We start from the raw sequence: 23,650 nt of genomic DNA, 5'->3' as shown, positions 1-23,650 counted from the left end.
TGCCCACCTATGCGGTGGCGGGCTCCCGCCTTCTTCTTCTCTCTTCATACGCAGTCTCCGCCTTCGCAGCGGGGGCCGCACGGTCATAGGTAGTCGTGGTAACCCTGATCGCCTTCGCACCGTTTGGCTCCACGCGGAACACTCGACGACGACGACCACCTCTTACAGGCGGATCAGGGATAACGGTCTCGGACGAGACGCAGCCTTTATCTTCGAGGCGCTCCAGCGCGACGAAGACCTGCGCGAGCGACACATGCCGACCCAAATGGTGGGTCAATCGCCGTGCCAGTTCAGCAGGAAAGGCCTCAGTTCCGAGAGCTTCGACGGCCAGCAACAGCTGGAACTCGAAGTGCTGGAGGGGCTTCGTTGCCGCCCCTTCGTTCACCTCAGCCTCCTCCGTGGTGGCCGCCGTAAAAAATTTTGTGTGAGCCTATTCGTCATCTTCCGACTCCCTCGTCGTTACTCCGTGGTGAGGAATGCGGCTCAAGGAGGCCTGGCAGCCTTCGTCTCGCCGCATCACTGGCTCGCCTTCTTGCGCTTCCCGCTTCTCCGGCGGTGTGGAAGTGCTAGGGCCGGTAAGCCAGCGTGGGTATACTGCTGATAACGTTATCGCAGGTCAATATCAAAGTGACCTCCGCGAACCATGGGTCTGTTGTGCCGATATGCTGATGATCGGCCCGCCGGGCTCGGGCAAGTCGATGCTGGCGGCACGCCTGCCCGGCCTGCTGCCGCCGCTCGATCCGGAGGAGGCGCTGGAGGCCTCGATGGTGCGCTCGCTGGCCGGCGACCTGGGGGAGGGCCGCTTGAGCCGCCGCCGCACCTTCCGCGACCCTCACCATTCGGCGACCCTGCAGGCGCTGATCGGCGGCGGCGCGCGACCCAAGCCTGGCGAGGTGTCGCTCGCCCATCACGGCGTGCTTTTCCTCGACGAGCTGCCGGAGTTCAACCGCGCCACGCTCGAGGCCCTGCGCCAGCCGCTCGAGAGCGGCCGCGTGACGGTGGCGCGCGCCAATGCGCACGTCACCTATCCGGCGCGCTTCCAGCTGGTCGCTGCCATGAATCCCTGCCGCTGCGGCCATCTGATGGAGCCCGGGCGGTCGTGCGGCCGCGCCCCGCGCTGCGGCGCCGACTATCAGGCCAAGCTCTCTGGCCCGCTGCTCGACCGCATCGACCTGACCATCGACGTGCCCGCCGTCGCCGCCGCCGATCTCGCTTTGCCGCCGCCGGCCGAAAGCTCGGCCGACATCGCCGCCCGCGTCGCCGCCGCCCGCACCGTCCAGCGCGAGCGGCTGGCCGAACTCGATGCCAAGGGGAAGCTGTCCGCCGTCGAAGCCGATCCGGCCGCCGGTCTTCTGGCCGACCGCGCCCGCAACTGGTCCAAGCCGCGCTGCAACGCCGATACCGACGGTGCCCTGCTGGCCGCCATCGCCGAACCCGACGCCGAGGGCCGGGCGCTGCTCGCCCGCGCCGCCGAACGCCTCGGACTCTCCGCCCGCGCCTGGCACCGCACGCTCAGGGTAGCTCGCACGCTCGCCGATCTCGACGGCTCGGACGCCGTACGCCGCCTGCACATCGCCGAGGCGCTGAGCTATCGGCGGCCGCAGACACGCCCGATGCTCGCGGCGTGAATGCTACCGGTCCCGCCGATCCCGGTTTTCCATCAGGACGATCGCTTTCCGAAGCTGGTCGGCGTCCACGGCGGTCTGGCCCTTGAAGGGCTGGTCCATGATGAAGACGAATCCGATGAAGACGCCCATGACAGCCATCTGGGCCGAGAGCACGTAGGCGCGGAAGGCGCTGCGCCCCATGGTGCTGGTGATGAACAGCACCATGAGGACGGCGAACAGTATGACCTGCCAGTAGCGCTCGGGCAGGGCTATCGTGACGGCTTTGAGCCTTGCGTCACGCCACTCGGCGATCGAGTCGAAGGAACTCAGGATCTCGGCATAGATCGTCGTCTCGCGGGCGGACCGCGGCTCGATCTCGAAGATGCCGCGCGAGAGGGACGCGAAGGCGAGGCGCACTTTGCCGCTGGCCTCGCCGCGCAGCATCGCCGGCCATTCATCGTCGACGATCGCCTTCGCATAGGCCATCAGACTGCGCCGCAGCCCCGTGACCTGCTCCTCGCCATAGCGGTTGAGCAGCCGGTCGAGTCGGTTGATCTGCGAGGCCTCGGTCGCCAGTAGCGAGTCGACTTTGCGGAAATTGCTCTCCGCCTCGACCAGGGTGAAGGCCAGCACCAGGCTCGTCATGGTGAACAGCGTGGCCTGCATGCGCAGGACGAAGTCGTTGTTCTCGTTGCTGGTCCGCAGGTAGGGCAGCCGGTGGACCAGCGACGGCAGGGCGAGGATCGCGCCGGCCATCACGAGGGCGCCGGCCACCAGGATGAGGATCTCGGGAAGCGAATAAAGCCAGTCGATCATGGGCCTGTTCTAGCGAGGAGAGGCGTCAGTATGGAGTCGATGATGCTTGCCGAGATTGATCCCCGATCGGCCGCTCGACTAGGGTCGCATCGCCGCGGGCATGCCTGCCCGAGGCAACAGAAAGAAAAGAGTTTGTGATGATGCGTCCCTTGATGCGTGTTGTTCTGTCGCACTATGCAATTGGCCTGATCTCCGTGCTGATCTGCATCCCCATGATCATCACATTGACTGAAATTCCCAAGTCGTTGTGGTTGAAGCCTGACCTCCATGAAGAAATGGATATCGTTACCGGCATCGGCGTCATCATGATTGGCTGGGGCGTCCTTCTCGAAGAACGGAAGACGCTGCGCGAGATCTTCGGTCTGCTGGAAGTCCAGAACGAACAGTGGCAGGTGGCGATCGATCACGTCTGTCACAATTACGGCGTGGGCCAGCTCTCCATCGGCCTGATGGCCGAGATCTGCATCGAGCTGATCAAGATTCCCAACACGATCATCTACACGGGTGAGGTCGACGACTATCTCGTGGCCGCCGGCCTGGTCTTCGTGGGCGTGGGCGCGCTGCTGCTCGTCCGTCACGTGCTTGTCATGTTCTTCTTCCTGCCGCGATCGGTCGCGGTCGTGCACTGACGTCCCTGCGTCAGGGATCGATCAGCACACCGGGATTCATCATCCCCTTCGGATCCAGCTCGCGCTTGGCACCACGCAAAGCGCGGGCGAAGAGCTCGGGCCGCTGCCTGTCGTAGAACGGCCGATGGAAGCGGCCCACCGCGTGATGGTGTGTGGTCGTCCCGCCATGCTCCACGGTTGCCGCCGTGCAGGTCGACAGCACTTCCATGAACTGCGCCAGCGCGTCCTTCTTCGGGTCGAACAGGCCGCCGAAGGTGAAGTAGAGGCACGGCCCGTCGGGATAGACGTGGGTGAAGCGGCAGGTGACCGTGCCCTCGCGGCCGGTCACGGACCTGATCGTGTCCTTGGCGATCTTCGTGATCTTCGTGTGGAAGTCGCGGGTGCGCTCCCACGTCATCGAGGTCTCGAAGGTCGAGGACAGGATGCCGCGCGCCACCGCATGCTCGCCATAATGCGGCGCGCGGATGAATTTATTGCGCCAGGCACCGGCGGCGCCGGAACGATGGGCGTTCTCGTCGTCGCCGCTTTGGTCGGCCACGCCGCCATGCGCGGCACAGATCTCGAGCGCGCGCTGCATCCAGGCGTCGAGCGGATGGTCGGGCGATTCGAAGGCGAGCACCAGCACGGCCTCCTCGTTGCTCCACGGGATACCGGGCAGCGCCTCGCGCGCCTCGAGCAGGCGGCAGTTGGCGGGATAGAGGCCGGCCTGCGTGATGTCGCGCACGGCGTCGGCGCCGGCATAAAAGTCGCGGAAGCGCACGCTGGCCGAGGTGCGGAAGGTCGGCTTCCTGCGCAGGCGCACCCACGCCTCGGTGATGATGCCGAGAATTCCCTCGGAGCCGATGAACAGGCGGTCCGGGCTGGGCCCGGCGCCGGAGCCGGGCAGGCGCCGCGTCTCCAGCGTGCCTTCGGGCGTCACGACGCGCGTGCTCTCCACGAAATCGTCGATATGGGTGTAGAGCGTGGCGTAGTGGCCGCCCGAGCGCGTGGCGATCCAGCCGCCCAGGGTCGAGCAGCGATAGGCCTGCATGTAGTGGCGCATGGTGAAGGGCGTGTCGCGCAGCGCATCCTCGATCGCCGGCCCGTAGATGCCGCCCTGGATGCGCGCGGCCTGGCTCACCGCATCGACCTCCAGCACCCTGTCCATGTGGCGGGTCGAGATCGTCACGACCTTGTCGAACGCGGCCGAGGGCTCGATGCCCTTCACCACCGACGAGCCGCCGCCATAGGGGATCGCCTTGGCGCCGATACGGTCGCACCAGTCGAGGACTTTCACGATGTCCTCTTCCGTCTCGGGGAAAGCCACCGCATCGGGCGGGTTGGGCACGGACCGCATGAACATGCGCAGCGTGTCGAAGCCGGCCTTGCCGTAGCTGTGTTCCAACCGCGTCAGGTGATCGGTGCGCACCATCGCCTGCAGCGCGGCGGGGACATCGACCCGGCTCTTGCGCAATTCGATCTCGTCCGCCTTGGGCGGCGGCTTCACGTCGAAGCCGGAGAGGCCGTAGCGCTGGGCGATCTCCGCCTCCCACGGCCGGATTTCGTCTTGGGTCAGGTCCTCGTCAGCGTAACCCCAGGCATAGAACTTCTTCTGCCGCCGCATGTTTCCTCCGGTGTCTTTTTCATTGTTCAGGCCGCGAAGGCGATCGGCTTCGTCGTCCCCTTGATCTGCGTGCGATGCATGATGCGGCGCGCCGATTTGTCGAACGGATCGCGGCGATGCATGGTCGAGCGATTGTCCCACATCACGAGGTCGCCCAGCTTCCAGACATGCTGGTAGATGAAGCGCGGCTGGGTGACGTGCGCCCACAGCTCTTCCAGCAGCGCGTCGGATTCCTCCTTCGTGTAGCCCTCGACGAAGGAATTGCGCCTGCGCCCGAGATAGAGCGTGGCTCGGCCATTGACCGGGTGGCGCAGGATCGCCGGATGCCAGGCGCCGGGCGCGACCATGGGATCGTCGGTCGGCGTCACCCCCTTCCTCAGGAAGCCGCCGGAATTGTAGGTGCCGTCGTGCTTGACCCGGCGGCCCTCGATCCTCGCGCGCAGGTCGGCGGACAGGGCGTCGCAGGCCGCCTGCATGCTGGTGAACCAGGTGTTGCCGCCGGTCGACGGGATCTCCAGCGAATAGAGCATCGAGGCGTCGGGCGGCACGTCGAGATAGCTCATGTCGGTGTGCCAGACTGCTTCGCCGTCGCCCAATGCGCCGATCGGATCGCCTTTGGTGTCGAGCACGTTCGACACGACATAGATGTCGGGATAGCCCGGCGGACTGATGCGGCCGCGTTCCTGGTTGGGCGGCGGATCGAGTTCGCCAAAGCGACGACTGAAGGCCAGGAGATGATCGTCGCTGAGCTGCTGGCCGCGCAGCAGGATCATCGAATGCGCGTACCAGGCGCGCTCGATCGCTGCGAACTCCTCGTCGCTGAAGTTGCGCAGATCGACGCCGATGATTTCCGCCCCGACCGACTCGGTCACCGGCCGCACTGTCACGCTCATTTCGTTGCCTCCGTGTCTCGGCCCGATGATCGGCCGGCCGGCAGGGACGATCAAGCACCCAGCGCCGGCACCAGCCACTTCAGCAGGACCTCGGCGACCGCAGGCGAGAGCGGCCCGGCGAAACCCGGATCGAGCGGACCCGTCACGGCTTTCAGATTGTGGCTGACCTGCGGGATCACCACGGCCTCGCCTGACACGCCACGGGTCCGCAGTGCGTCGATCAGCGGCTGGACGTCGTCCATGGGTACGACCTGGCGGTCGGCGCCGCCCTGCAGGAGGAGGCAGGGCGTGCGGCTGTCGGCGAGCGCGGACGCGGGATCGAAGGACAGGAGCTTCTGCAGGAACGGCCCGGCATAGAGCGGGAACAGCAGTTGCAGTTCGGGCGGAAGGTTGCCCGGCACGCGCCCCGTTTCGAGGATGGCGGCGATCGCCCGGTCGGTTGGCAGACGCAGCGAGGGCGGCGCGTTGCGCGCAATCTGCTCACGGAGGATCACGTCGAGCCGGCGGCCCGGTGTGGCCGCCAGCACCAGCGCGTGCAGCTTCTTCTTCGTCGAGAGGGTCGCGCTTGCGGCCAACGCCAGCAACCCGCCCTCGCTGTGGCCCAGCAGGGCGGTGGCGTAGGGCTTGATCTCGTCGTGGCGCAGCAGCTCGCCATGCGCGGCCTCGACGTCGCCGACGAAATTGTCCCAGGCGAAGAACGACTCCTGCTCCTCCAGCGAGCCGCGCGGCCGCGGCGTCGACTGGCCGATCCCGCGCTTGTCGTAGCGCAGCGAGGCGATGCCGTTGCGTGCCAGCAGCTCGGCGATGTCCTTCAAGAGGTCGATGCGGTCCGGCGCCAGCGGGTTGTTGCCGTTGCGGTCGGTGGGGCCGCTGCCGGCGACCAGCACGATGCCCGGCACGTACTGGATCTCGCTGAACAGCGGCATCAGCAGGGTGCCGGCGAGGCTGACGCCGCCGGTGCCGGTGAACCGCACCGCACGTTCCTTGGTCTTGCCCTTCGCATACCAGCCGCTTTCCGCCGGCGACCGTTGCGGTGGCTTCTGCGCCCAAGCCGCGCCGGGCGCGAGAAGGCCAGCGGCCAACAGGGTGCGGCGGCGGATCAACCTTCCTGGTCCGGGCTGGGCATGCTGCCCATGGCGTGGCTCATGGTGCGGCCGCCGAAGATATGGACATGGAAGTGGAACACGAGCTGGCCGCCATTGGGGCCATGATTGGCCACGATACGGTAGCCTTCCGTATCGAGACCGAGATCGCGCGCGACCTTCGAAACGGCGCGCCAGAAGCCGACGATCATCTCGGGCGGTGCCTTGGCGCCGAAATCGGCCTGGCTGATGTAGTCGCCTTTCGGGATCACCAGCACATGGATCGGCGCCAGCGGCGCGATGTCGTGGAAGGCCAGCGCAAACTGGTCCTCATGGACCTTCTTGCACGGCAGTTCGCCGCGCAGGATGCGGGCGAAGACGTTGGTGCGGTCGTAGGCGGGAATCATCGTGTCGGACATAGAGAGACTCCGGGAAGCTCTGGGTGCTTGCTGCAATGACGCTACGCGGCGAGCGTGTTAATCGCATGGCGCGCCTCGCCACTGAATGCGAAGCGGCACTATAGGGAGGGTTCGACACATGACGGAATTCGAAAAGCGTCTCGCCTGTGTGATCGCCGCCGACGGCTCGATCGCGCGCGGCTACATGATCGACAAGTGCGAGCTGGTGGGCGCCAACCAGTACGTAATCACCTGGAAGGTGCCGTTGCAGAAGGAAGCGAAGACCAACTTCTCCTGCGTGATCGGCAGCACGGAGCAGGAAGCGGTGGAGCCCGGCTTCTGCACCGTCGGACTGATGGCCGACGCGATGAAGATGACCGTCCATACCTACGATGTCGCCGGCAAGCCGGCGAAGCGCCCCTTTCACCTCGCCGTCTTCCGCGACTAGCGAAGCGCCGTTCAGCCTTTGAGCAGTCGCGGACGTCCCGGGTGTTCGACAGACTTCACACGTCGTCGCAGGACACCGACAAGGACGTCTCGAGCCTCGTCGATCCTGGCGGCGAGATAAGGCGAGCCGCCGGCATCGGGATCCGCGCCGCGCATCAGGCGACGATGCGCGGTGTGGACGCTGGCGAGATCGGCGCCCTCTGGCAGGCCGAGCACGTCGAGCGCTTCCTTCACCGACATCCCCACACTGTCATCGTCGTCTGTAAGGGCAGATATCTGCCGTTGCGCTGAAGCAACCGGCCCGGCGCGCTGGAGATAGGCTTCGAGAAGGGCCGCAGCATGCTGCACTGCACGCGGATCCGTCGGCGCAGGGTCTTGCCATACGGGCGGCATCTCGAAGGGTGCGGGTTTCGGCCGGAGCTGTGCAAACGCAGCCCGCAGCGGAACGAGAATCGCGCGCCATTTCAGGAACGTCGGCACGAGGATCATCGCCGCGCCGAGCAACATCGCGCCGGCATACTGCTCGCGCATGATCATCATCACGAGGAGCGGGATCGCCACGATCACGAGCAGCAGCGCCATCCATCGCAGGGTGCGCACCATCGTCTTGGGATCGGAATGGAGAAACCAGTCGAGGAACTTCGCCGCCGTGGCGAGCACGGAGAGACCGAGCACGATGGCGCTGATGATGACGGCGTAATCCATCGAACAACTCCTTCGCGGAGAGCCTACTCTTAACGCGAAACGAAATCAGCGACCTCGACTGCAAATTGCGAATGCGTTTGCGAGAAAGTCGTGCTTAGACTCCGTGCATCAAGAAAAAGGGGAGACCAGCCGATGACTGAGCCCACCCGAGAAACACCGACCACCACGGTTTCTCCCGACGCAAGCGTCCCGCCCCTCATCACCCCGCTCGAACAAGGTACGGAATCGAACCTAACGACCGCCAAAAGTCCTATCGACGAATTCCTGAGGCGCAACGAAGAGGTCCTCGCGGGGGATCGCGAGGAATTCCAGGCCTATCTCGTGGCCAAGCACGAGCAGGCGACGCGCAAGGCCCGCGACGAGGCGGCCAAGCCCAAGGTCAAGACGAAGGTGAGCCGGCGCACGATGCTGAACGTCGCCGTCGGCACCGCGGCTGCGGCCGAAGTGGCCGTGCTCGGCTACAGCGCGATGAACGGCGGCTCGTCTTCGGACAATGGCATCATCCGCGCGGCCGGCAATGGGGCGCAGCAGTCGCCGATCACCCGTGAGATCGTCGATTCGAGCGCCGACATCAGGGGGCAGAGCCTCGGCAACTGGGTGGCGCTGCTGCCGACCAAATTGGGCGGTGGCACCTATGCGATCGACCTCAACTCAAATCGCGTGCTCGGCTCGATCTGGTACTGGAACTACGGCGACTACAATCCGATCAGTCATCATCTTTGCGCCTTTCCGAGTTCCGACCCGACCCACGGATTCGAATTCGTGAACTCGACGCAGGGCGGCCAGAACTCGCTGATCTACGGCATTCCGACGAACGTTACGGCAGAGAACGTGCCGGGTGGCACCAACATCTATCGCGTGCGCTACGACGGCACGCAGATGCAGATGGTCGAGAACGTGTCGGAGACGACCGGCCTCGGCCTTGGCGTGCACGTCACGGTCAACCCGAAGGACGCCCAGTCCTATTTCGTGACCGATGGGCAAAAGGACATCGCCGCCTGTTTCGATCGCACCACCTCGAAGGTGAAGGCGGCGCTGCGGTTCGACTGGACGCCGAACGTGCCGGAGCTGCGCGAGGCCTGGATCAAGGGCGGCACGCTCACCATCAAGAAGATCTATCCTGACGAGAAGACCGGCCTCTACAATCTTCGCGGCACCAAGGGCAACAAGATCGACTGGGAAATGGTGCCCATGGGCGAGCTGTTCGTCGAGGAAGGCTCGCTGCCCGGCGAAGCGCCTCTGACGCTGACCGGCGCCGACGGCACGGTCTGGCATCCGGAAGGCCGCTGGGCGGCGACGGTCGTGCGCCTGTGCGGCGGCATCTGCATCCTCGATCCCGAAAAGAACTTCGAGCCGGCCGCCTTCCTGCAGTTCAACAAGGATTCGCAGGACCAGTACAAGGTCGAGCAGATCGACAAGGACACCTGGCAGGTCGTGTTCGACAAGATCCACTCGCCGGGCCACGAGATCGGCTTCTCGCCGGACGGCAAGTTCCTCGTGATGATGAACAACCTGCGGGAAAACAACTGCTCGATCTTCTCCTGCAGCGATCCCGACCCGACCCAGTGGCGCAAGATCGCGCATGTCGAGGATCCGCTGTGGCGCGGCAAGTACCCCAACCCGTTCCACATGGTCTTCTCGATGGACAGCTCGAAGCTCTATCTGTCCATCCTCCATCCCTCGCCGGCCTATAGCGGCATCATGGTGATCGACACCAAGACCTGGACGATCCTGAAGGAGATCCAGGGCATCGGTCCCGACCTGCAGACGCCGGCCATCACCTACGACGGCAAGTATGTGCTGACGCCGTTCAGCGGCTTCCAGCGCCAGTCGAGCGGCATCTCGGTCATCGATACCTCCACCGACACGCTGATCGGCATCCTGCCGAGCAACGGCGGTCATCATGACTGCGTGATCATCCCGACCAAGCTGGAGCACATGAAGCACACGCGGTCCTGCACGCTTTGAGGCTGCTCGCCAGCCTGGCGCTGCAGAATCTCGGGCGCCGCAAGGCGCGCAGCCTCCTCCTGATCATGGCGGTCGCCGTGGCCAGCGGGGTCGTCTTTACCGGCGCGACCCTGATGCGCAGCATCGACAGCAGCATGGCGGTGGGATTCACCCGCCTGGGTGCCGACATGATGGCGGTGCCCGAAGGCGCGTTGACCAACATCACCGCGGCGCTGCTCACCGTCGAGCCCACCGACTTCGTGCTCGACCGGGACCTGTTCGCCAGAGCCGGCATCGCCAGCGTGAGCCGCGCCGCCCCGCAGAAGATCGCGCGGGTCGAGCATTCGGGGATCGGCAGCCATCACGATTCGGTCGATCTCATCGGCTTCGATCCCGCTCTGGACTTCACGGTGCGCCCCTGGCTGGTCGAGAAGATCAACCGCGACATGAGGCCCGGCGACGTCATCCTGGGGGCCGCGCGCGATGCACCGCTCGGCTCCGAGCTGCTGATCTTCGGCAAGCCGCACACGGTCTATGGGCGGCTGGGCAAGACCGGCGTCGGCACGCACGAGCGCGGCGTCTTCATGACGTTCGACACGCTCGAGGCCCTGGCGGGCTCCGTCCACGGCCATGGCGGCAGGCCACCCGCCGTCCTGCAGAAGGGCAAGGTCAGCGGCTTCCTCGTCGAGCTGGCGCCGGGCGCCACGCCGCTGCAGGCGCGCTTCGCCATCCTCTCGACCCTCAAGGGGGTCAAGGTCGTGAGCGGCGATTCGACCATGAGCGGCATCCGGCAGGGGCTGGCCGCGCTGCTGAACGGCATCCTCGCGCTGATGGTGCTGATGTTCGCCAGCACCGCCCTGATGGTGAGCGTTCTCTTCTCGGCGATCGTCACCGAACGGCGCGGGGAACTCGGTCTGCTCAAGGCGATCGGTGCGCGGCGCGGCCAGATCGTCGGCATGATGGTCATCGAAGCGGTGATCGCCACCGGCGCCGGCGGCCTGCTGGGGGTCGCGCTGGGCGTCCTGGTGATGCGTCTCTACGAGCGTTCGCTGGTCTACTACCTCGAAAATATCGGCGTGCCCTTCGTCTGGCTCGATGGGCCGCGCATCGTGATCGTCGCGGTGGCGGCGGTCGTGATGGCCTCGATCATCGGCGCCTTGGGCTCGCTCTATCCGGCTTGGCGTGCCAGCCGCCGCGATCCCTACGATCTCGTGCGCGGGGAGGGCTAGGCGATGCTCACCTGCCGCAGCCTGCGCAAGGACTATGTCACCGAACGCGGCCAGGTGGCGGCGGTCGCCGGCATCGACCTCGAGATCGCAGCCGGCCGTTACGCCGCGATCATCGGCCGTTCCGGCTCGGGCAAGTCGTCGCTGATGGCGATGATCGGCGGCCTCAGCCGGCCCTCGCGGGGACAGGTATCGGTCGACGGCACCGACATCTGGAGCCTGTCGGAGAACGCGCTGGCGGCGTTTCGCAACAAACGCATCGGCTACGTCTTTCAGTTTGCCAGCCTGCTGCCGACGCTGCGGCTGGTCGACAATGTCGCGCTGCCCGCGATGCTGGGCGGCGCCAGATCCTCCGCCCCTTATGCCCGGGCGGCGGCGCTGCTGGGGCAGATGGGGTTGGGTGACCATCTCGACGCCTACCCGTCGGAGGTCTCGGCCGGCGAGCAGCGCCGGGCGGTGATCGCGCGCGCGCTGATCAACGAACCGGCGCTGATCCTGGCCGACGAGCCGACCTCGGACCTCGACGAGCAGACCGAGATCGAGATCATGGACGAGCTGCTGGCGGTCAACCGCGAGCGCGGCACGACCCTGATCCTCGTCACGCACAATCTGGCGCTGGCCGAACAGGCCGAGCAGATCGTGCACATCGCCCACGGCGCCATCGTGCCATGAGCGATGCTCCCACCGATCCCGGGGCGCCCGGGCCGGACAAGGACGCGCTGATCGCCGACCTGCGCCGTGAACTCGGCGCCGCCCAGTCCGAGATCCGCGTGCTGCGCCGGCGCCTGGGCACGGCGACGCCGGTCGAGACTCCGCAGGCGCTGGGCGGCCTGCTGAACGAGCTGCGCGAAGCAGCGCCGCGCAAGACCGACACGCCGGCCAGTGTCGCGGTAAAACTCGGTCGCCGCTTCGATCTCTGGCGCTCGCCGGTGCTGGTCGGGCTGGTCATGCTGCTGCTGACGGGCTTCGCCATCGATGCCGGCGTCGGCCTCTACCAGGCCCGCGCGCTGCGCGAGGCACGGCAGGCCAGGCTGCTGCTCGAAAACACCGCGACGCGTTCGCTCTATGTCGAGCTGAAGGGGATTTCCTACGAGCCCGACGGCAAATCGTACCGGATGACGCTGTTCCTGCAGAACGTCAGTCCCGCGGGCCCGCTCTACGTCATGCTGAACGCGGTGGGCGTCTACGTGCAGGCCGGCATGGTCTGGCAACAGGTGCCGTCACGGCCGGCCGAGGGCGTGAGCTGGGGCGTCGTGAAGGTCGTGGATGGCTACACGTTCGACGTCATCTTCACGCCGGACGTGGCGAACTGGGCCGAGCTGATCCCGGGCTACATGCATGTCCGCATCCAGTCGGACCTGCTGGTGAGCGAAAAGGCCCAGCCGGGGAACGACGTCGTGGAGCGGCGTACGCCCTACTACGTGTATCTGAAGCCGCATGGCGCCAACGACGAGGAGATCAAGGCGCGCAGCAAGTCGACCCGCACGCCGCCGATCTTCATCCCCATGCCGCCGCACTAACGCTTGCGCGACGCCTTCTCGGCGATGCCGGACAGGCCCTCGCGGCGGGCGAGCTCGTCCCACACCGACTTGGGCTTCACACCCACCGCCGCCCACAGGGTGAGCAGGTGGTAGAGCATGTCGGCGCTCTCGGCGATGAGTTTGGGCTTGTCGCCACTGATGCCTTCGATCAGCGCCTCGACCGCTTCCTCGCCCAGTTTCTTGGCGATCTGCTGGCGGCCGCGGCTGAACAGGCGCGCGGTGTAGGAGGTCTCGGGATCGGCGCCCTTGCGGCTGTCGATGACGAGATACAGACGGTCGAGCACGTGCTCATCGATCGTCACGATGTTCGGTCGCTGGGCCTTCTTGGGTTTCTTCTTTTTCGCCATCCGGGAACTCCGTCGCCTCGGGGGACAGGCGATCGAACACTTGAACGCGCCTCTTGATCGGGCGTCCGGAACATTACGCGAAAATCACGCGGCACGCGACACTTGTCGCACCGGAACGCCGGCGCGCGCGAGATGTTCCTTCGCCTGCGCGATGGTGAATTCGCCGAAGTGGAAGATCGAGGCCGCGAGTACCGCCGAAGCGCCACCCTTGATCACGCCGTCGACGAAGTGATCGAGCGTGCCGACACCGCCCGAGGCCACGACCGGCACCGGGACGGCATCCGAAACCGCGCGTGTCAGCTCGAGGTCGAAGCCCGACTTGGTGCCGTCGCGATCCATCGAGGTAAGCAGGATCTCGCCCGCGCCCGACTCCGCCATGCGCCGTGCCCACTCGACGGCGTCGAGGCCGGTGCCCTTGCGGCCACCATGGGTGAAGACTTCCCACTTGCCGGGACCGCTGCTGCGCGCGTCGATCGCCACGACGATGCACTGGTCGCCGTATTTCTCGGCCGCTTCGCGCACGAACTCGGGCCGCGCCACCGCGGCCGAATTGATCGAGACCTTGTCGGCGCCGGCCAGCAGCAGGCGGCGGATATCCTCGACCTGGCGCACGCCACCGCCCACCGTCAGCGGCATGAAGCACTGCTCTGCGGTGCGGCGGACGACGTCCAGGATGGTGTCGCGGTTCTCGTGGCTTGCGGTGATGTCGAGGAAGGTGAGCTCGTCGGCGCCGGCGGCGTCATAGACGCGGGCCTGTTCGACCGGGTCGCCGGCATCGCGCAGCCCCACGAACTGCACGCCCTTCACGACCCTGCCGTCCTTCACGTCGAGGCAGGGAATGATTCGGACCTTCAGCATGGCGCTGCTACTCGCCCTTCAGAACCTGGATGGCATCGGGCACCGTCACGCGTCCGTCATAGAGCGCGCGGCCGACGATGGCGCCGACGATGCCGAACTCCTCGGTCGGGCGCAGTTCGCGCAGGTCGTCGAGCGAGCTGACGCCGCCCGACGCAATGACCGGCGTGGTGAGATGCTGGGCGAGCGTGACCGTCGCATCGACATTGACGCCGCCCATGGCGCCGTCACGGTCGATGTCGGTGTAGATGATGGCGGCGACCCCGGCATCCTCGAACCGCAGCGCGAGATCGAGCGCCCGCACCGTGCTCTGCCGCGTCCACCCGTCGACCGCGACCACGCCGTCGCGAGCATCGATGCCGACGGCGATGCGGCCCGGCCACTGCTTGCAGGCAGCCTTTACCAGGCCCGGCTCCTTGACCGCGATCGTGCCCAGGATGATCCGCTTCACCCCGGCATCGAACCACTGCGAGATGCTCTCGATGGTGCGGATGCCGCCGCCCAGCTGGGTCGGCACCTCGACGTCCTTCAGGATGCTCTCGACCGCCGCGCGGTTGACCGGATGGCCCTCGACCGCGCCGTTGAGGTCGACCAGATGCAGCCACTCGCAGCCGGCATTGGCAAAGGCCTTGGCTTGGGCGGCCGGGCTGTCGTTGAAGACGGTGGCACGCTGCATGTCGCCGCGGAGAAGGCGCACGCACTTGCCGTCCTTGAGGTCGATCGCGGGAAAAAGGATCATGGCGGCGCGGCTTTAGCGCGTTGTGGGCAGGGACGCCACCCCCTGGCCTGCTTGCCTGGACGATCCGCGCCGTCAGCCTCTGCCGATGCCCAGAATCCCGCCGATCAGGCGGCCGATATGGAACTTCGTCCAGATGTCGGCCGCGGCGAAGCTGGGACGCGCCTGCAGGGCGGTCCAATAGCGTGCAAGCGCCGGGCGCTTCGGGATTTCCGCCCCGAGACCGACAAATTCCATGCGTCCGAGGAACACGGTCCAGACCACGTCGGCGACGCCATAGGCCGGCGGTACCAGCACCGGCCGGCCGTCGGCCAGCGTCTGCTCGAGCCGGTCCATGAATCCGATGGCTTCAGCGCGACGCCGCTGCGAAAGCGCCACAACGGCGTCCGGCTCGAAGGCTTCGATGCGCGCGGCAAAGACCGCGGCGCGCGCCTTGTAGATGGAAGCGAGGTCAGGATTTCGGGCGGCGAGGCTCAGAAGCTGGCGGCGGATCGCTTCGAGCCGCTTCGGGATCATGATTCGCGCGAGGGGATTGCGGGCGAGGATGCCGCCGAAGGTCAGTTCCTCGATCGGATAGGAGTAGTGAAGGTCGATCCAGGCTCTCGTCTCGGCGTCGGCCGCGGCGCCGAGCGCATATTCGGCGATGTCGCGGCTCTCGACCAGGACGCGATCGGCCAGCACCAGCGTCGGCACCGTCATGCCGGGATTGAGCCGCACATAGTCCGGCTGCTGCTGGCTCAGCCTGTAGTGAATGTCGACGAAGACGCGCTCATAGGCGACGCCGCCCTCGGCGAGCGCGAGGCGGGCGATCATCGAATAATAGGAGGACGGCGTTTGATAGAGGCGTGGTTTGGATCCGGAGAGGTGGGCCGACTCTGTCATGGCCGTCCATTGAATGAGGGATGGCGAACTGTGCAGGATACATGCGGCGCACACAAGCCGGTGGCGATGCTTCGCGGCTCGACGGGCCTCGGCCGCTCAAGCTAATCTTCGGCCATGACCCGTTACACCCCCGACCTTCTCGCCGACGACCTAGCCGACCTGACGGCCATCCGTCGCGACATCCATCGTCATCCCGAAACCGCCTTCGAGGAAGAGCGTACCGCCCAGATCGTGGCCGACAAGCTCACCTCGTGGGGAATCAAGGTCCATCGCGGCCTCGCCACGACCGGCGTCGTCGGCACCCTGAAGGGCAACCGGCCGGGCCAGAAGACGATCGGGTTGCGCGCCGACATGGATGCGCTGCACCTGCAGGAGAAGAACGACTTCGACTACGCCTCGGCGATCCCGAACAAGATGCATGCCTGCGGCCATGACGGGCATACGACGATGCTGCTGGGCGCGGCGCAGCGGCTCGCGGCGGCGCCCGACTTCGCCGGCACGGTGCATTTCATTTTCCAGCCGGCCGAGGAAGGTCTCGGTGGCGCCCGCGTGATGATCGAGGAAGGCCTGTTCGAGAAGTTTCCCTGCGACGTGGTCTACGGCATGCACAACATGCCGGGGTTCCCGGTCGGCCACTTTGCCATCCGCACCGGCGCGATGCTGGCCTCGTCCGACAGCTGGGAGGTCACCTTCAAGGGCACCGGCGGCCACGGCGCGATGCCCGACCGCGGCACCGATCCGACCTTCGTGGCGGCACAGTTCATCGTCGCGATACAGGGCATCGTCGGCCGCAACGTGCCGTCGAGCCAGGCCGCGGTGCTGAGCGTCGGCCATATCGCGGCCGGTACGCCCGGTTCGCCCAACGTCATCCCGTCGGACGTGCTGGTGAAGGGCACCGCCCGCAGCTTCTCGGCCGACGTGCGCAACCTGCTGGAGCGGCGGCTGGCCGAGGTCGCGTCGGGAATCGCCCAGGCCGGTGGCTGCGAGGCGATCTCCAAGTATCACCGGCGCTATCCTGCGCTGGTCAACGCCGCCGAGCAGACCGCGGTCGCCGTCGAGGCCGCGGCCCTGACCGTCGGGCGCGAGCATGTCGAGGCGAACACCTCACCGCTGGCGGGCGCCGAGGACTTCGCCTTCATGCTCGAGAAGAAGCCGGGCGCCTACATCATGATCGGCAACGGCGGTGTGGGCGAGGGCGGCTGCCAGAACGTGCATTCGCCGCTCTACGACTTCAACGACCAGATCCTGACGACCGGCGCGGCCTACTGGATGAACCTCGTCCAGCTCGAACTGGGCGACGCGGCATAGAGGGGGCTCGCAGGCCGAGCTTCGCTCGGCCTAGTGGTGGTCGAAAGACCATCCGGCGTCGGCCTGGTCCCAGTTCGACCCGTCCTGGACATGCAGGACGACATGGGCGTCGGCGGTAAAATCGTAGACCGCCGCGCTCTCGTGCATGGCGGGAGACAGGTCGGCCGCGGGGAGCATCACGCCGTCGGACAGGTCGCTCAGCACGACCAACGCATCGTCGCCGACCGGGGCCAGGGTATCGGGGGCCGCACCCGCGACGCCGTCGACGAAGATTTCGCCGGGCTCTCCGAACAGGCGGTCGAGCGGCGCCCCGTACGAAACGGCTTCCACGCCGGCTTCCGCCCAGCGCGAGGCAGGCGTGGCGTAGATCGGAAGGTCGCTACGGTCGAATTGGACGAGATCCGTACCGACGAGAAAAAGCGGGTCGGCCGAGCTCTCGGAGGGGTCCGAATGGCTCATCGAAAAGTCTTTCGTTCTTAAGAAATTCAAATAATGCTCCAAATATAGCGAACAAGCCCCTGAGAATGAAGGGGGAACGTTCGAAAAGCGAAACTCTTCGCAATCGCAAAGCCTTGGGTTCGCGTCGCGACTGGCCTAGGGTGCCGGCGAATTTGAAATCATCCGCGTTTTGGGGGAGTCGATGAACGGAGCTGAAAGTCTGGTCCGCACTTTGGTGAAGGGCGGCGTCGAGGTCTGCTTCGCCAACCCCGGCACCTCGGAAATGCATTTCGTCGGCGCGCTCGACCGGGTCGAGGGCATGCGCTGCGTGCTCGGCCTGTTCGAAGGCGTCTGTTCCGGCGCGGCCGACGGCTATTACCGCATGACCGACAAGCCGGCTTCGACCCTGCTGCATCTCGGTCCCGGCCTCGCCAATGCGGCGGCCAACCTGCACAACGCCAAGAAGGCGGGCTCGGGTGTCGTCAATATCGTGGGCGAGCACGCGCTCTATCACATCAAGTACGACACGCCGCTGACCGCCGACATCGAGGGCATCGCGCGTCCCTTCTCGCACTGGGTGAAGACCTCGCCGACCTCCAAGACGGTGGCCGGCGACGGCGCGCTGGCGATCCAGGCTGCCAATGTGGCGCCGGGCCAGATCGCGACCCTGATCCTGCCGGCCGACACCGCCTGGGGCGAAGCCGATGGCCCGGCCGAAACGCCGGCCGCCCCGGCGCCGGACAAGCCCTCCCAGGAGACGGTCGTGGCTGCCGCCAAGGCGCTCAAGATGCCGGGCGCCATGCTGTTCATCGGCGGCCGCGCCCTGCGCGCCCGTGGCCTCGAACTGGCCGGCAAGATCGCCGCCAAGACGGGCTGCAAGGTCCAGGGGGCCGGCGGCACGGCGCGTATCGAGCGCGGCGCCGGCCGTGTTCCGGTGCTGCGCCTGCACTTCGTGGTCGAGAACGCGCTGGCCCAGCTCAAGGGCACCAAGCAGATGGTGCTGTGCGGCGCCAAGGCGCCGTTCGCCTTCTTCGCCTATCCCGGCAAGCCGTCGGTCCTGTCGCCGGACGATTGCGAGATCAGCACGCTCTGCCCGGTCGAGGGCGATCCGATCGGCTCGCTCGAGGCGCTGGCGATGGAACTCGACGCCATGAACGTGAAGCCGGAGGGCATTGCCCAGCCGAGCCGGCCGGAGCGTCCGACCGGCAAGTTCACGCTCGATGGTCTGGGCCAGGCGCTGGGGGCGACGATGCCGGAAGGCGCCATCGTGGTCGACGAATCGGTGACGACGGGCCGCGGCTTCTTCCCGTTCAGCGCCGGTGCGCCGCCGCATGACTGGCTGAACAACATGGGCGGCTCGATCGGCTTCGGCGGTCCCGTCGCGGTCGGTGCGGCCGTCGCGTGCCCGGATCGCAAGGTCATCTGCATGATCGGCGACGGCTCGGCGATGTACACGATCCAGTCGCTGTGGACGATGGCGCGCGAGAATCTCGACGTCTGCGTGATGATCTTCTCGAATCGCTCCTACAACATCCTCTACAGCCAGCTGGCCGATGTCGGCGCCGCCAATCCCGGCCCGCGCGCCATCGACATGCTGACCCTCGACCGGCCGACCCTGCAGTTCACCGATCTGGCGAAGGGCATGGGCGTGGCCAGCGGCAAGGCGGCCAACCTGGACGAGCTCACCAAGCAGCTCACCTACGCCATGGCGCACAAGGGCCCGTACCTCATCGACGTGATCATGTAGGGATCGCCGGGAAAGCATCATGGAAGAAGCCCGCCGACGCACGCTGCATGGCCGTCGACGGGGCAAGAAACTGCGGGCCGGGCAGCAGTCGCTGCTCGACACGCTGCTGCCTCGTCTCGCCATCGCCCTGCCCACCGAACCCATCGTCACGCCCGACAACGAAGTCGCCGAGAGCGCCGCGAAGATCGATCTCGCGCAGGCTTTCGGGGGCACGCTGCCGGCGGACGGCGTGTGGCTGGAGGTGGGCTTCGGCGCCGGCGAGCATCTCGTCTGGCAGGCCGAAAATCATCCGTCGGTCGGGTTGATCGGCTGCGAGCCCTACGTCAACGGCGTCGCCAAGTGCCTGGCGCATATCGAGCGCACGGGCGTGTCCAACGTCCGGCTGTTCACCGACGATGCGCGCTTCGTGATGCAGGCGCTGCCGCCGCAGTCCCTGTCGCGCGCCTTCGTGCTGTTTCCCGACCCGTGGCCCAAGACGCGCCACCACAAGCGCCGCTTCGTGCAGCGTTCCAACCTCGACGTGCTGGCCCGGTTGATGAAGCCCGGCGCCGAGCTACGCCTGGCGACCGACGATCCGAGCTACCTGCCGTGGATGGTCGAGCATGCCTGTCGGCATCCCGACTTCGAGTGGCTGGCCGAAAGCCCGGCGGACTGGCGCGGCCGTCCCGCCGACTGGCCCGGCACCCGCTACGAACAGAAAATGCTGGCCGGCCACAAGCCGGTCTTCCTGCGCCTCCGTCGCCTCTAGAGAATGCCGCCACTATATATAGGGGGTGCGTCAGGTCCCCCCATAGAGGGTGCTGGAATCCCTTGCCAGTCGTCAGGCAGAGGCCTATATCCGCGCCATCCTCATCGGGTTCACGGGATGAACCAAAGAAAAAGAGTGGGCCGAAAACCCGCTCTTTTCATTTGGCCCCATCTCAACCGCCCAAATCATCGAGAAGTGCCGCCCGCGTGACCGATCTGCTGCGTCGAATCGAAGACATCGTTGCCCCGACCATCGTCGGCATGGGCTTCGAGCTGGTTCGCGTGGCCCTGAGTAAGGGCGGGACCCTGCAGCTCATGATCGAGCCCGCCGACGGCCGGCCGCTCGACGTCGAGGATTGTGCGACCGTGTCGCGCGCGGTTTCGGCCGTGCTGGACGTCGAGGACCCGATCCCCGGTAATTACACGCTGGAAGTGAGTTCGCCCGGCATCGACCGGCCCCTGACCCGGCCAAAGGATTATGTGCGCTGGGCGGGTCACATCGCCCGCCTCGAGACCGCTCTCCCGGTGGAGGGACGGCGCCGCTTCAAGGGGACGCTGGTTGGGCTGGAAGGCGATCTGGTCCGGCTGCGCCTCGACGACGGCAAGGAAGCGGCGGTGCCGCTCGACGCCATCACCCGCGCCAAGCTCGAACTGACCGATCGCCTGATCGAAGAACACCGTCTGGCTGCCGAAGGGGCGGCCGGGCAGACCCACTGAACGGACTGGCTAAAGCTTAAGGAAGAGGGAAGAGACATGGCGACGACAGCCGATATCCCGCGCCTCGAAATGCTGCAGGTGGCCGACATGGTCGCCCGCGAAAAGGGCATCGAGCGCGAGGAAGTGCTCGAGGCGATGGAGCAGGCCATCCAGAAGTCCGGCCGTGCCAAGTACGGTCTGGAGCACGACATCCGCGCCGAGATCGATCGCAAGACCGGCGAGATCAAGCTGCTGCGCTACATGCAGGTCTCCGACGTCATCGAGAACGAGAATACCCAGGTGTCGCTGGCCGACGCGCAGCGCCGCAATCCGGAGGCGCAGGTCGGCGACTTCCTGACCGACGAGCTGCCGCCGATCGACTTCGGCCGCGTTGCCGCCCAGACCGCCAAGCAGGTCATCACGCAGCGCATGCGTGAGAGCGAGCGCAAGCGCCAGTACGAGGAGTTCAAGGACCGTATCGGCGAGATCGTGTCGGGCGTCGTCAAGCGCGTCGACTACGGCAACATCACCGTCGACCTGCAGCGCGCCGAGGGCGTGATCCGTCGCGACGAGACGATTCCGCGCGAGTCGCTGCGCGTCAACGACCGCGTGCGCGCCTACATCTTCGACGTGCGCGAAGAGCCGCGCGGCCCGCAGATCTTTTTGTCGCGCAGCCATCCGCAGTTCATGGCCAAGCTGTTCACGCAGGAAGTGCCGGAAATCTACGACAACATCATCGAGATCAAGGCAGTGGCCCGCGATCCCGGCAGCCGCGCCAAGATCGCGGTGCTCAGCCACGACAGCTCGATCGACCCGATCGGTGCCTGCGTCGGCATGCGTGGCAGCCGCGTGCAGGCCGTCGTGCAGGAGCTGCAGGGCGAGAAGGTCGACATCATCCCGTGGTCTAACGACACGGCCAACTTCATCGTCAACGCGCTGGCGCCCGCGGAGGTCAGCAAGGTGTTGATGGACGAGGAGAAGAACAAGACCGAGGTCGTCGTCCCCGACGACCAGCTCAGCCTGGCGATCGGCCGCCGCGGCCAGAACGTCAAGCTCGCGTCCCAGCTCACCGGCTGGGAGATCGACATCATGACCGAGTCCGAGGAGAGCGAGCGCCGCCAGAAGGACACGCGCGAGCGCACCGAACTCTTCAAGGCCACGCTCGACGTCGACGATGTGATCGCCCACCTGCTGGTCGCCGAAGGCTACGCCTCGGTCGAGGACGTTTCCGAGGCCGCGGTCGAAGACCTGGCCACGGTCGAGGGCTTCGACGAGGAGATCGCCACCGAGCTGCAGCGCCGCGGCCGCGAATATCTCGAGAAGCGCGATGCCGAGCTGGCCGAGCGCCTGGCGTCGCTGGGCGTCTCCGAGGACGTGGCCAACGCCGAGGGGCTGACCCTGCCGATGGTGGTCGCGCTGGGCGAAGCCGGCGTGAAGACGCTCGACGACCTGGCCGATCTGGCCTCCGACGAGCTGCGCGAGATCGTGGGCGAGAGCGCCATGGATAACGACGCCGCCAACGCGATCATCATGAAGGCACGTGAGCATTGGTTCGACGACGAGGCCGCTCCGGCCGACGAAGCGGCCAAGGCCTGACCGGAGGAAGACGCGCTTGGCCCTTGCCTTCGCCATGAACGAACCCCATCTCTCGGCTCCTTCCGTCGGTCCGATGCGCACCTGCATCGCCACCGGCGTCGAAGGCGCGCCAGAGACGATGATCCGGTTCGTCGTGGGTCCGGACGGCGAGGTCGTGCCGGATCTGGCGCGGCGGTTGCCGGGGCGCGGCATGTGGGTGCGGGCCGAGCGGGCCGCACTCGAACGGGCGGTCGAGAAGAAGCTGTTCTCCAGAGCGGCACGCGCGCCGGTGAAGGCTTCGGCGGAACTCGTCGACCGGGTCGAGCGGCTGCTCCTCGAAAGAGGACTGGCCGATCTTGGCCGGGCACGCCGCGCGGGCCGCGCGGTGGCGGGCTTCGTGAAGGTCGAACAGATGATCGGCCGTCACCAGGCGGGACTTCTCGTCGTCGCCGAGGATGCGGACGGCGACGGGCTACAGAAGTTGCGGGCGACCGGACTGCCGCTGGAGCGGCTGGGCGATGCGACCGCGCTGGGCGGAATCTTCGGCCGCGAACAGGCGGTCTACGTGGCGATCGCTCGCGATGATGCGGGCGGCGCCTTCATTGAACGAATTTCTGTCGGGGCGGCGCGTTGGCGCGGGTTCCGGCTGAACGGCGCCGGTTGACGGGCCGGAGCGGACCAAGGACAACAGCCGACATGACGGAACAGAACGAACAGAACAAGACGACCAAGCCGCTGACCCTCTCGACGACGCGCACGGGCGCAGCGTCGAAGTCAGACGCGACCCAGGTGCGACAGAAGTTTTCGCATGGGCGTACGCGCGCGGTGACGGTCGAGGTCAAGAAGCCGGTGAAGCGGGCGACGACCGCTCCCGCGGCGACGGCCGCTCCCGCACCTCAGCCTGCGGCGCCCGCGCCTGCGCCGGCTCCCGCTCGCGAGGCACCGAAGGTTGCCCCGCCGCCCGCTGGGCGGACCCTGAAGCTCGGCGGCAGCGGCGGTGGCCATCCGTCCGCGCCTCCCGCCAACCGCGCGCCGGCCCCGACCCGGCAGCCGGGTGGCCGCGGGATCGTGCTGCGCACGCTGACCGAGGAAGAGAAGGAAGCGCGCGCCCGCGCCCTCGTCGACGCCAACCGCGATGCCGAAATCGCGCGCAAGCGCGCCGAAGAGGACGCCAAGCGCCGCGCGATCGAGGAAGAGGCGCGCAAGAAGTCGGAGGAGGAGCATCGCAAGCGCCTCGCCGAGGAAGAGGCGCGCAAGAAGGCGGAGGAAGAGGTCAAGCGCAAGGCCGACGCGCTCGTGCAGAAGCGTCTCGACCAGACGCCGCCGTCCGCCGCCCCGCCGGCTGCCCCTGCCGCACGTCCGGCGCAGACGGGCGATGCCCGTCCGTCCGGCCCGACCTCCACGGCGCCGGCCGCCCCCGTGCGC

25 protein-coding genes and 1 pseudogene are annotated in these 23,650 nt (G+C 66.7%); 14 read left to right on the top strand and 12 right to left on the bottom strand.

The features are described 5' to 3' along the window. Positions 1–7: 7 nt before the first annotated feature. Positions 8–385, bottom strand: coding sequence for a hypothetical protein (locus tag ACT6UX_RS22780; protein ID WP_444777440.1), 378 nt, complete (start codon positions 383–385; stop codon positions 8–10). 277 nt (positions 386–662) lie between these two features. Here ACT6UX_RS22780 and ACT6UX_RS22775 point away from each other — a divergent pair. Further along, positions 663–1,628: pseudogene (locus ACT6UX_RS22775) on the top strand (YifB family Mg chelatase-like AAA ATPase); the annotation flags it as partial. Between the two features lie 3 nt (positions 1,629–1,631). On the opposite strand, the gene ACT6UX_RS22770 reads toward ACT6UX_RS22775, so the two are convergent. Then, on the bottom strand, positions 1,632–2,423 hold the full coding sequence (locus ACT6UX_RS22770) for a bestrophin-like domain (protein WP_444777439.1): 792 nt from the start codon (positions 2,421–2,423) through the stop codon (positions 1,632–1,634). A 137-nt stretch (positions 2,424–2,560) separates the two neighbouring features. Between ACT6UX_RS22770 and ACT6UX_RS22765 the strand changes: the two genes are divergently transcribed. Then, positions 2,561–3,052 carry a hypothetical protein gene (locus ACT6UX_RS22765; RefSeq protein ID WP_444777438.1) on the top strand — a complete coding sequence of 164 codons (492 nt, stop codon included), beginning with the start codon at positions 2,561–2,563 and terminating at the stop codon, positions 3,050–3,052. Between the two features lie 10 nt (positions 3,053–3,062). Here the strand turns inward: ACT6UX_RS22765 and ACT6UX_RS22760 are convergent, their stop codons facing one another. Genes ACT6UX_RS22760 through ACT6UX_RS22745 form a run of 4 tightly spaced genes read right to left on the bottom strand, consistent with a single transcriptional unit; the run spans position 3,063 to position 7,049 of the window. Continuing rightward, on the bottom strand, positions 3,063–4,655 hold the full coding sequence (locus tag ACT6UX_RS22760) for an FAD-binding oxidoreductase (RefSeq protein WP_444777437.1): 1,593 nt from the start codon (positions 4,653–4,655) through the stop codon (positions 3,063–3,065). Positions 4,656–4,681: 26 nt separating this feature from the next. Further along, positions 4,682–5,548 carry a TauD/TfdA dioxygenase family protein gene (locus tag ACT6UX_RS22755; RefSeq protein ID WP_444777436.1) on the bottom strand — a complete coding sequence of 289 codons (867 nt, stop codon included), beginning with the start codon at positions 5,546–5,548 and terminating at the stop codon, positions 4,682–4,684. 50 nt (positions 5,549–5,598) lie between these two features. Further along, positions 5,599–6,651, bottom strand: a complete 1,053-nt coding sequence (locus tag ACT6UX_RS22750) for an alpha/beta hydrolase (protein ID WP_444777435.1) — start codon at positions 6,649–6,651, stop codon at positions 5,599–5,601. Further along, positions 6,648–7,049, bottom strand: a complete 402-nt coding sequence (locus tag ACT6UX_RS22745) for a histidine triad nucleotide-binding protein (RefSeq protein WP_444777434.1) — start codon at positions 7,047–7,049, stop codon at positions 6,648–6,650. Before ACT6UX_RS22745 ends, ACT6UX_RS22750 begins: the two co-directional genes overlap by 4 nt. 118 nt (positions 7,050–7,167) lie before the next feature. Between ACT6UX_RS22745 and ACT6UX_RS22740 the strand changes: the two genes are divergently transcribed. After that, complete coding sequence (locus ACT6UX_RS22740) at positions 7,168–7,476, top strand: hypothetical protein (protein ID WP_444777433.1); 309 nt, start codon at positions 7,168–7,170, stop codon at positions 7,474–7,476. 11 nt (positions 7,477–7,487) lie between these two features. Here the strand turns inward: ACT6UX_RS22740 and ACT6UX_RS22735 are convergent, their stop codons facing one another. Further along, entirely contained in the window at positions 7,488–8,180 is a 693-nt protein-coding gene (locus ACT6UX_RS22735) for a hypothetical protein (RefSeq protein WP_444777432.1), read from the bottom strand. A 132-nt stretch (positions 8,181–8,312) separates the two neighbouring features. Here ACT6UX_RS22735 and ACT6UX_RS22730 point away from each other — a divergent pair, with 132 nt between their 5' ends. The 4 genes from ACT6UX_RS22730 to ACT6UX_RS22715 are packed head-to-tail and all read left to right on the top strand — an operon-like array spanning position 8,313 to position 12,873. Further along, positions 8,313–10,148 carry a YncE family protein gene (locus tag ACT6UX_RS22730; protein WP_444777431.1) on the top strand — a complete coding sequence of 612 codons (1,836 nt, stop codon included), beginning with the start codon at positions 8,313–8,315 and terminating at the stop codon, positions 10,146–10,148. Further along, the gene (locus ACT6UX_RS22725; protein ID WP_444777430.1) at positions 10,145–11,356 is read left to right on the top strand and encodes an ABC transporter permease; all 1,212 of its coding nucleotides are present in this window, start codon (positions 10,145–10,147) and stop codon (positions 11,354–11,356) included. Before ACT6UX_RS22730 ends, ACT6UX_RS22725 begins: the two co-directional genes overlap by 4 nt. Positions 11,357–11,359: 3 nt before the next feature. Next, entirely contained in the window at positions 11,360–12,025 is a 666-nt protein-coding gene (locus ACT6UX_RS22720; RefSeq protein WP_444777429.1) for an ABC transporter ATP-binding protein, read from the top strand. After that, positions 12,022–12,873, top strand: a complete 852-nt coding sequence (locus ACT6UX_RS22715) for a hypothetical protein (protein WP_444777428.1) — start codon at positions 12,022–12,024, stop codon at positions 12,871–12,873. Before ACT6UX_RS22720 ends, ACT6UX_RS22715 begins: the two co-directional genes overlap by 4 nt. On the opposite strand, the gene ACT6UX_RS22710 is transcribed toward ACT6UX_RS22715, so the two are convergent. The 4 genes from ACT6UX_RS22710 to ACT6UX_RS22695 all read right to left on the bottom strand — a co-directional run bounded on the left by ACT6UX_RS22710 (position 12,870) and on the right by ACT6UX_RS22695 (position 15,714). Further along, positions 12,870–13,241 (bottom strand): phosphoribosyl-ATP diphosphatase, encoded by a 372-nt coding sequence (locus ACT6UX_RS22710; protein WP_444777427.1) that lies wholly within the window; start codon positions 13,239–13,241, stop codon positions 12,870–12,872. The two genes, ACT6UX_RS22715 and ACT6UX_RS22710, sit on opposite strands and share 4 nt — an antisense overlap. 84 nt (positions 13,242–13,325) lie before the next feature. After that, on the bottom strand, positions 13,326–14,099 hold the full coding sequence (gene hisF, locus ACT6UX_RS22705; protein WP_444777426.1) for an imidazole glycerol phosphate synthase subunit HisF: 774 nt from the start codon (positions 14,097–14,099) through the stop codon (positions 13,326–13,328). A 7-nt stretch (positions 14,100–14,106) separates the two neighbouring features. Beyond that, positions 14,107–14,835, bottom strand: a complete 729-nt coding sequence (gene hisA / locus ACT6UX_RS22700; protein WP_444777425.1) for a 1-(5-phosphoribosyl)-5-[(5-phosphoribosylamino)methylideneamino]imidazole-4-carboxamide isomerase — start codon at positions 14,833–14,835, stop codon at positions 14,107–14,109. A 72-nt stretch (positions 14,836–14,907) separates the two neighbouring features. Beyond that, positions 14,908–15,714, bottom strand: a complete 807-nt coding sequence (locus ACT6UX_RS22695; RefSeq protein WP_444777424.1) for a glutathione S-transferase family protein — start codon at positions 15,712–15,714, stop codon at positions 14,908–14,910. A gap of 114 nt (positions 15,715–15,828) precedes the next feature. Between ACT6UX_RS22695 and ACT6UX_RS22690 the strand changes: the two genes are divergently transcribed. Further along, positions 15,829–17,022 carry a M20 aminoacylase family protein gene (locus ACT6UX_RS22690; protein WP_444777423.1) on the top strand — a complete coding sequence of 398 codons (1,194 nt, stop codon included), beginning with the start codon at positions 15,829–15,831 and terminating at the stop codon, positions 17,020–17,022. 30 nt (positions 17,023–17,052) lie between these two features. On the opposite strand, the gene ACT6UX_RS22685 is transcribed toward ACT6UX_RS22690, so the two are convergent. Further along, complete coding sequence (locus ACT6UX_RS22685) at positions 17,053–17,481, bottom strand: hypothetical protein (RefSeq protein WP_444777422.1); 429 nt, start codon at positions 17,479–17,481, stop codon at positions 17,053–17,055. A 181-nt stretch (positions 17,482–17,662) separates the two neighbouring features. Between ACT6UX_RS22685 and ACT6UX_RS22680 the strand changes: the two genes are divergently transcribed. The 6 genes from ACT6UX_RS22680 to ACT6UX_RS22655 all read left to right on the top strand — a co-directional run. Next, on the top strand, positions 17,663–19,207 hold the full coding sequence (locus tag ACT6UX_RS22680; protein WP_444777421.1) for an acetolactate synthase large subunit: 1,545 nt from the start codon (positions 17,663–17,665) through the stop codon (positions 19,205–19,207). A 19-nt stretch (positions 19,208–19,226) separates the two neighbouring features. Then, a complete protein-coding gene (gene trmB, locus ACT6UX_RS22675; RefSeq protein WP_444777420.1) occupies positions 19,227–19,955 on the top strand; it encodes a tRNA (guanosine(46)-N7)-methyltransferase TrmB in 729 nt (242 codons plus the stop codon). A gap of 206 nt (positions 19,956–20,161) precedes the next feature. Then, a complete protein-coding gene (rimP, locus tag ACT6UX_RS22670; protein WP_444777419.1) occupies positions 20,162–20,671 on the top strand; it encodes a ribosome maturation factor RimP in 510 nt (169 codons plus the stop codon). 36 nt (positions 20,672–20,707) lie between these two features. Continuing rightward, positions 20,708–22,246, top strand: coding sequence for a transcription termination factor NusA (gene nusA, locus ACT6UX_RS22665; protein WP_444777418.1), 1,539 nt, complete (start codon positions 20,708–20,710; stop codon positions 22,244–22,246). Positions 22,247–22,262: 16 nt separating this feature from the next. Next, positions 22,263–22,889, top strand: coding sequence for an RNA-binding protein (locus tag ACT6UX_RS22660; RefSeq protein ID WP_444777417.1), 627 nt, complete (start codon positions 22,263–22,265; stop codon positions 22,887–22,889). Between the two features lie 32 nt (positions 22,890–22,921). Beyond that, positions 22,922–23,650 (top strand): translation initiation factor IF-2 associated domain-containing protein (locus ACT6UX_RS22655; RefSeq protein ID WP_444777416.1); only part of this gene is annotated, 729 nt, incomplete at its 3' end.

The organism is Reyranella sp. (assembly GCF_052439685.1).
In the GTDB taxonomy this organism is placed as follows: domain Bacteria; phylum Pseudomonadota; class Alphaproteobacteria; order Reyranellales; family Reyranellaceae; genus Reyranella.
This window is presented reverse-complemented; position numbering and strand designations above follow the sequence as displayed.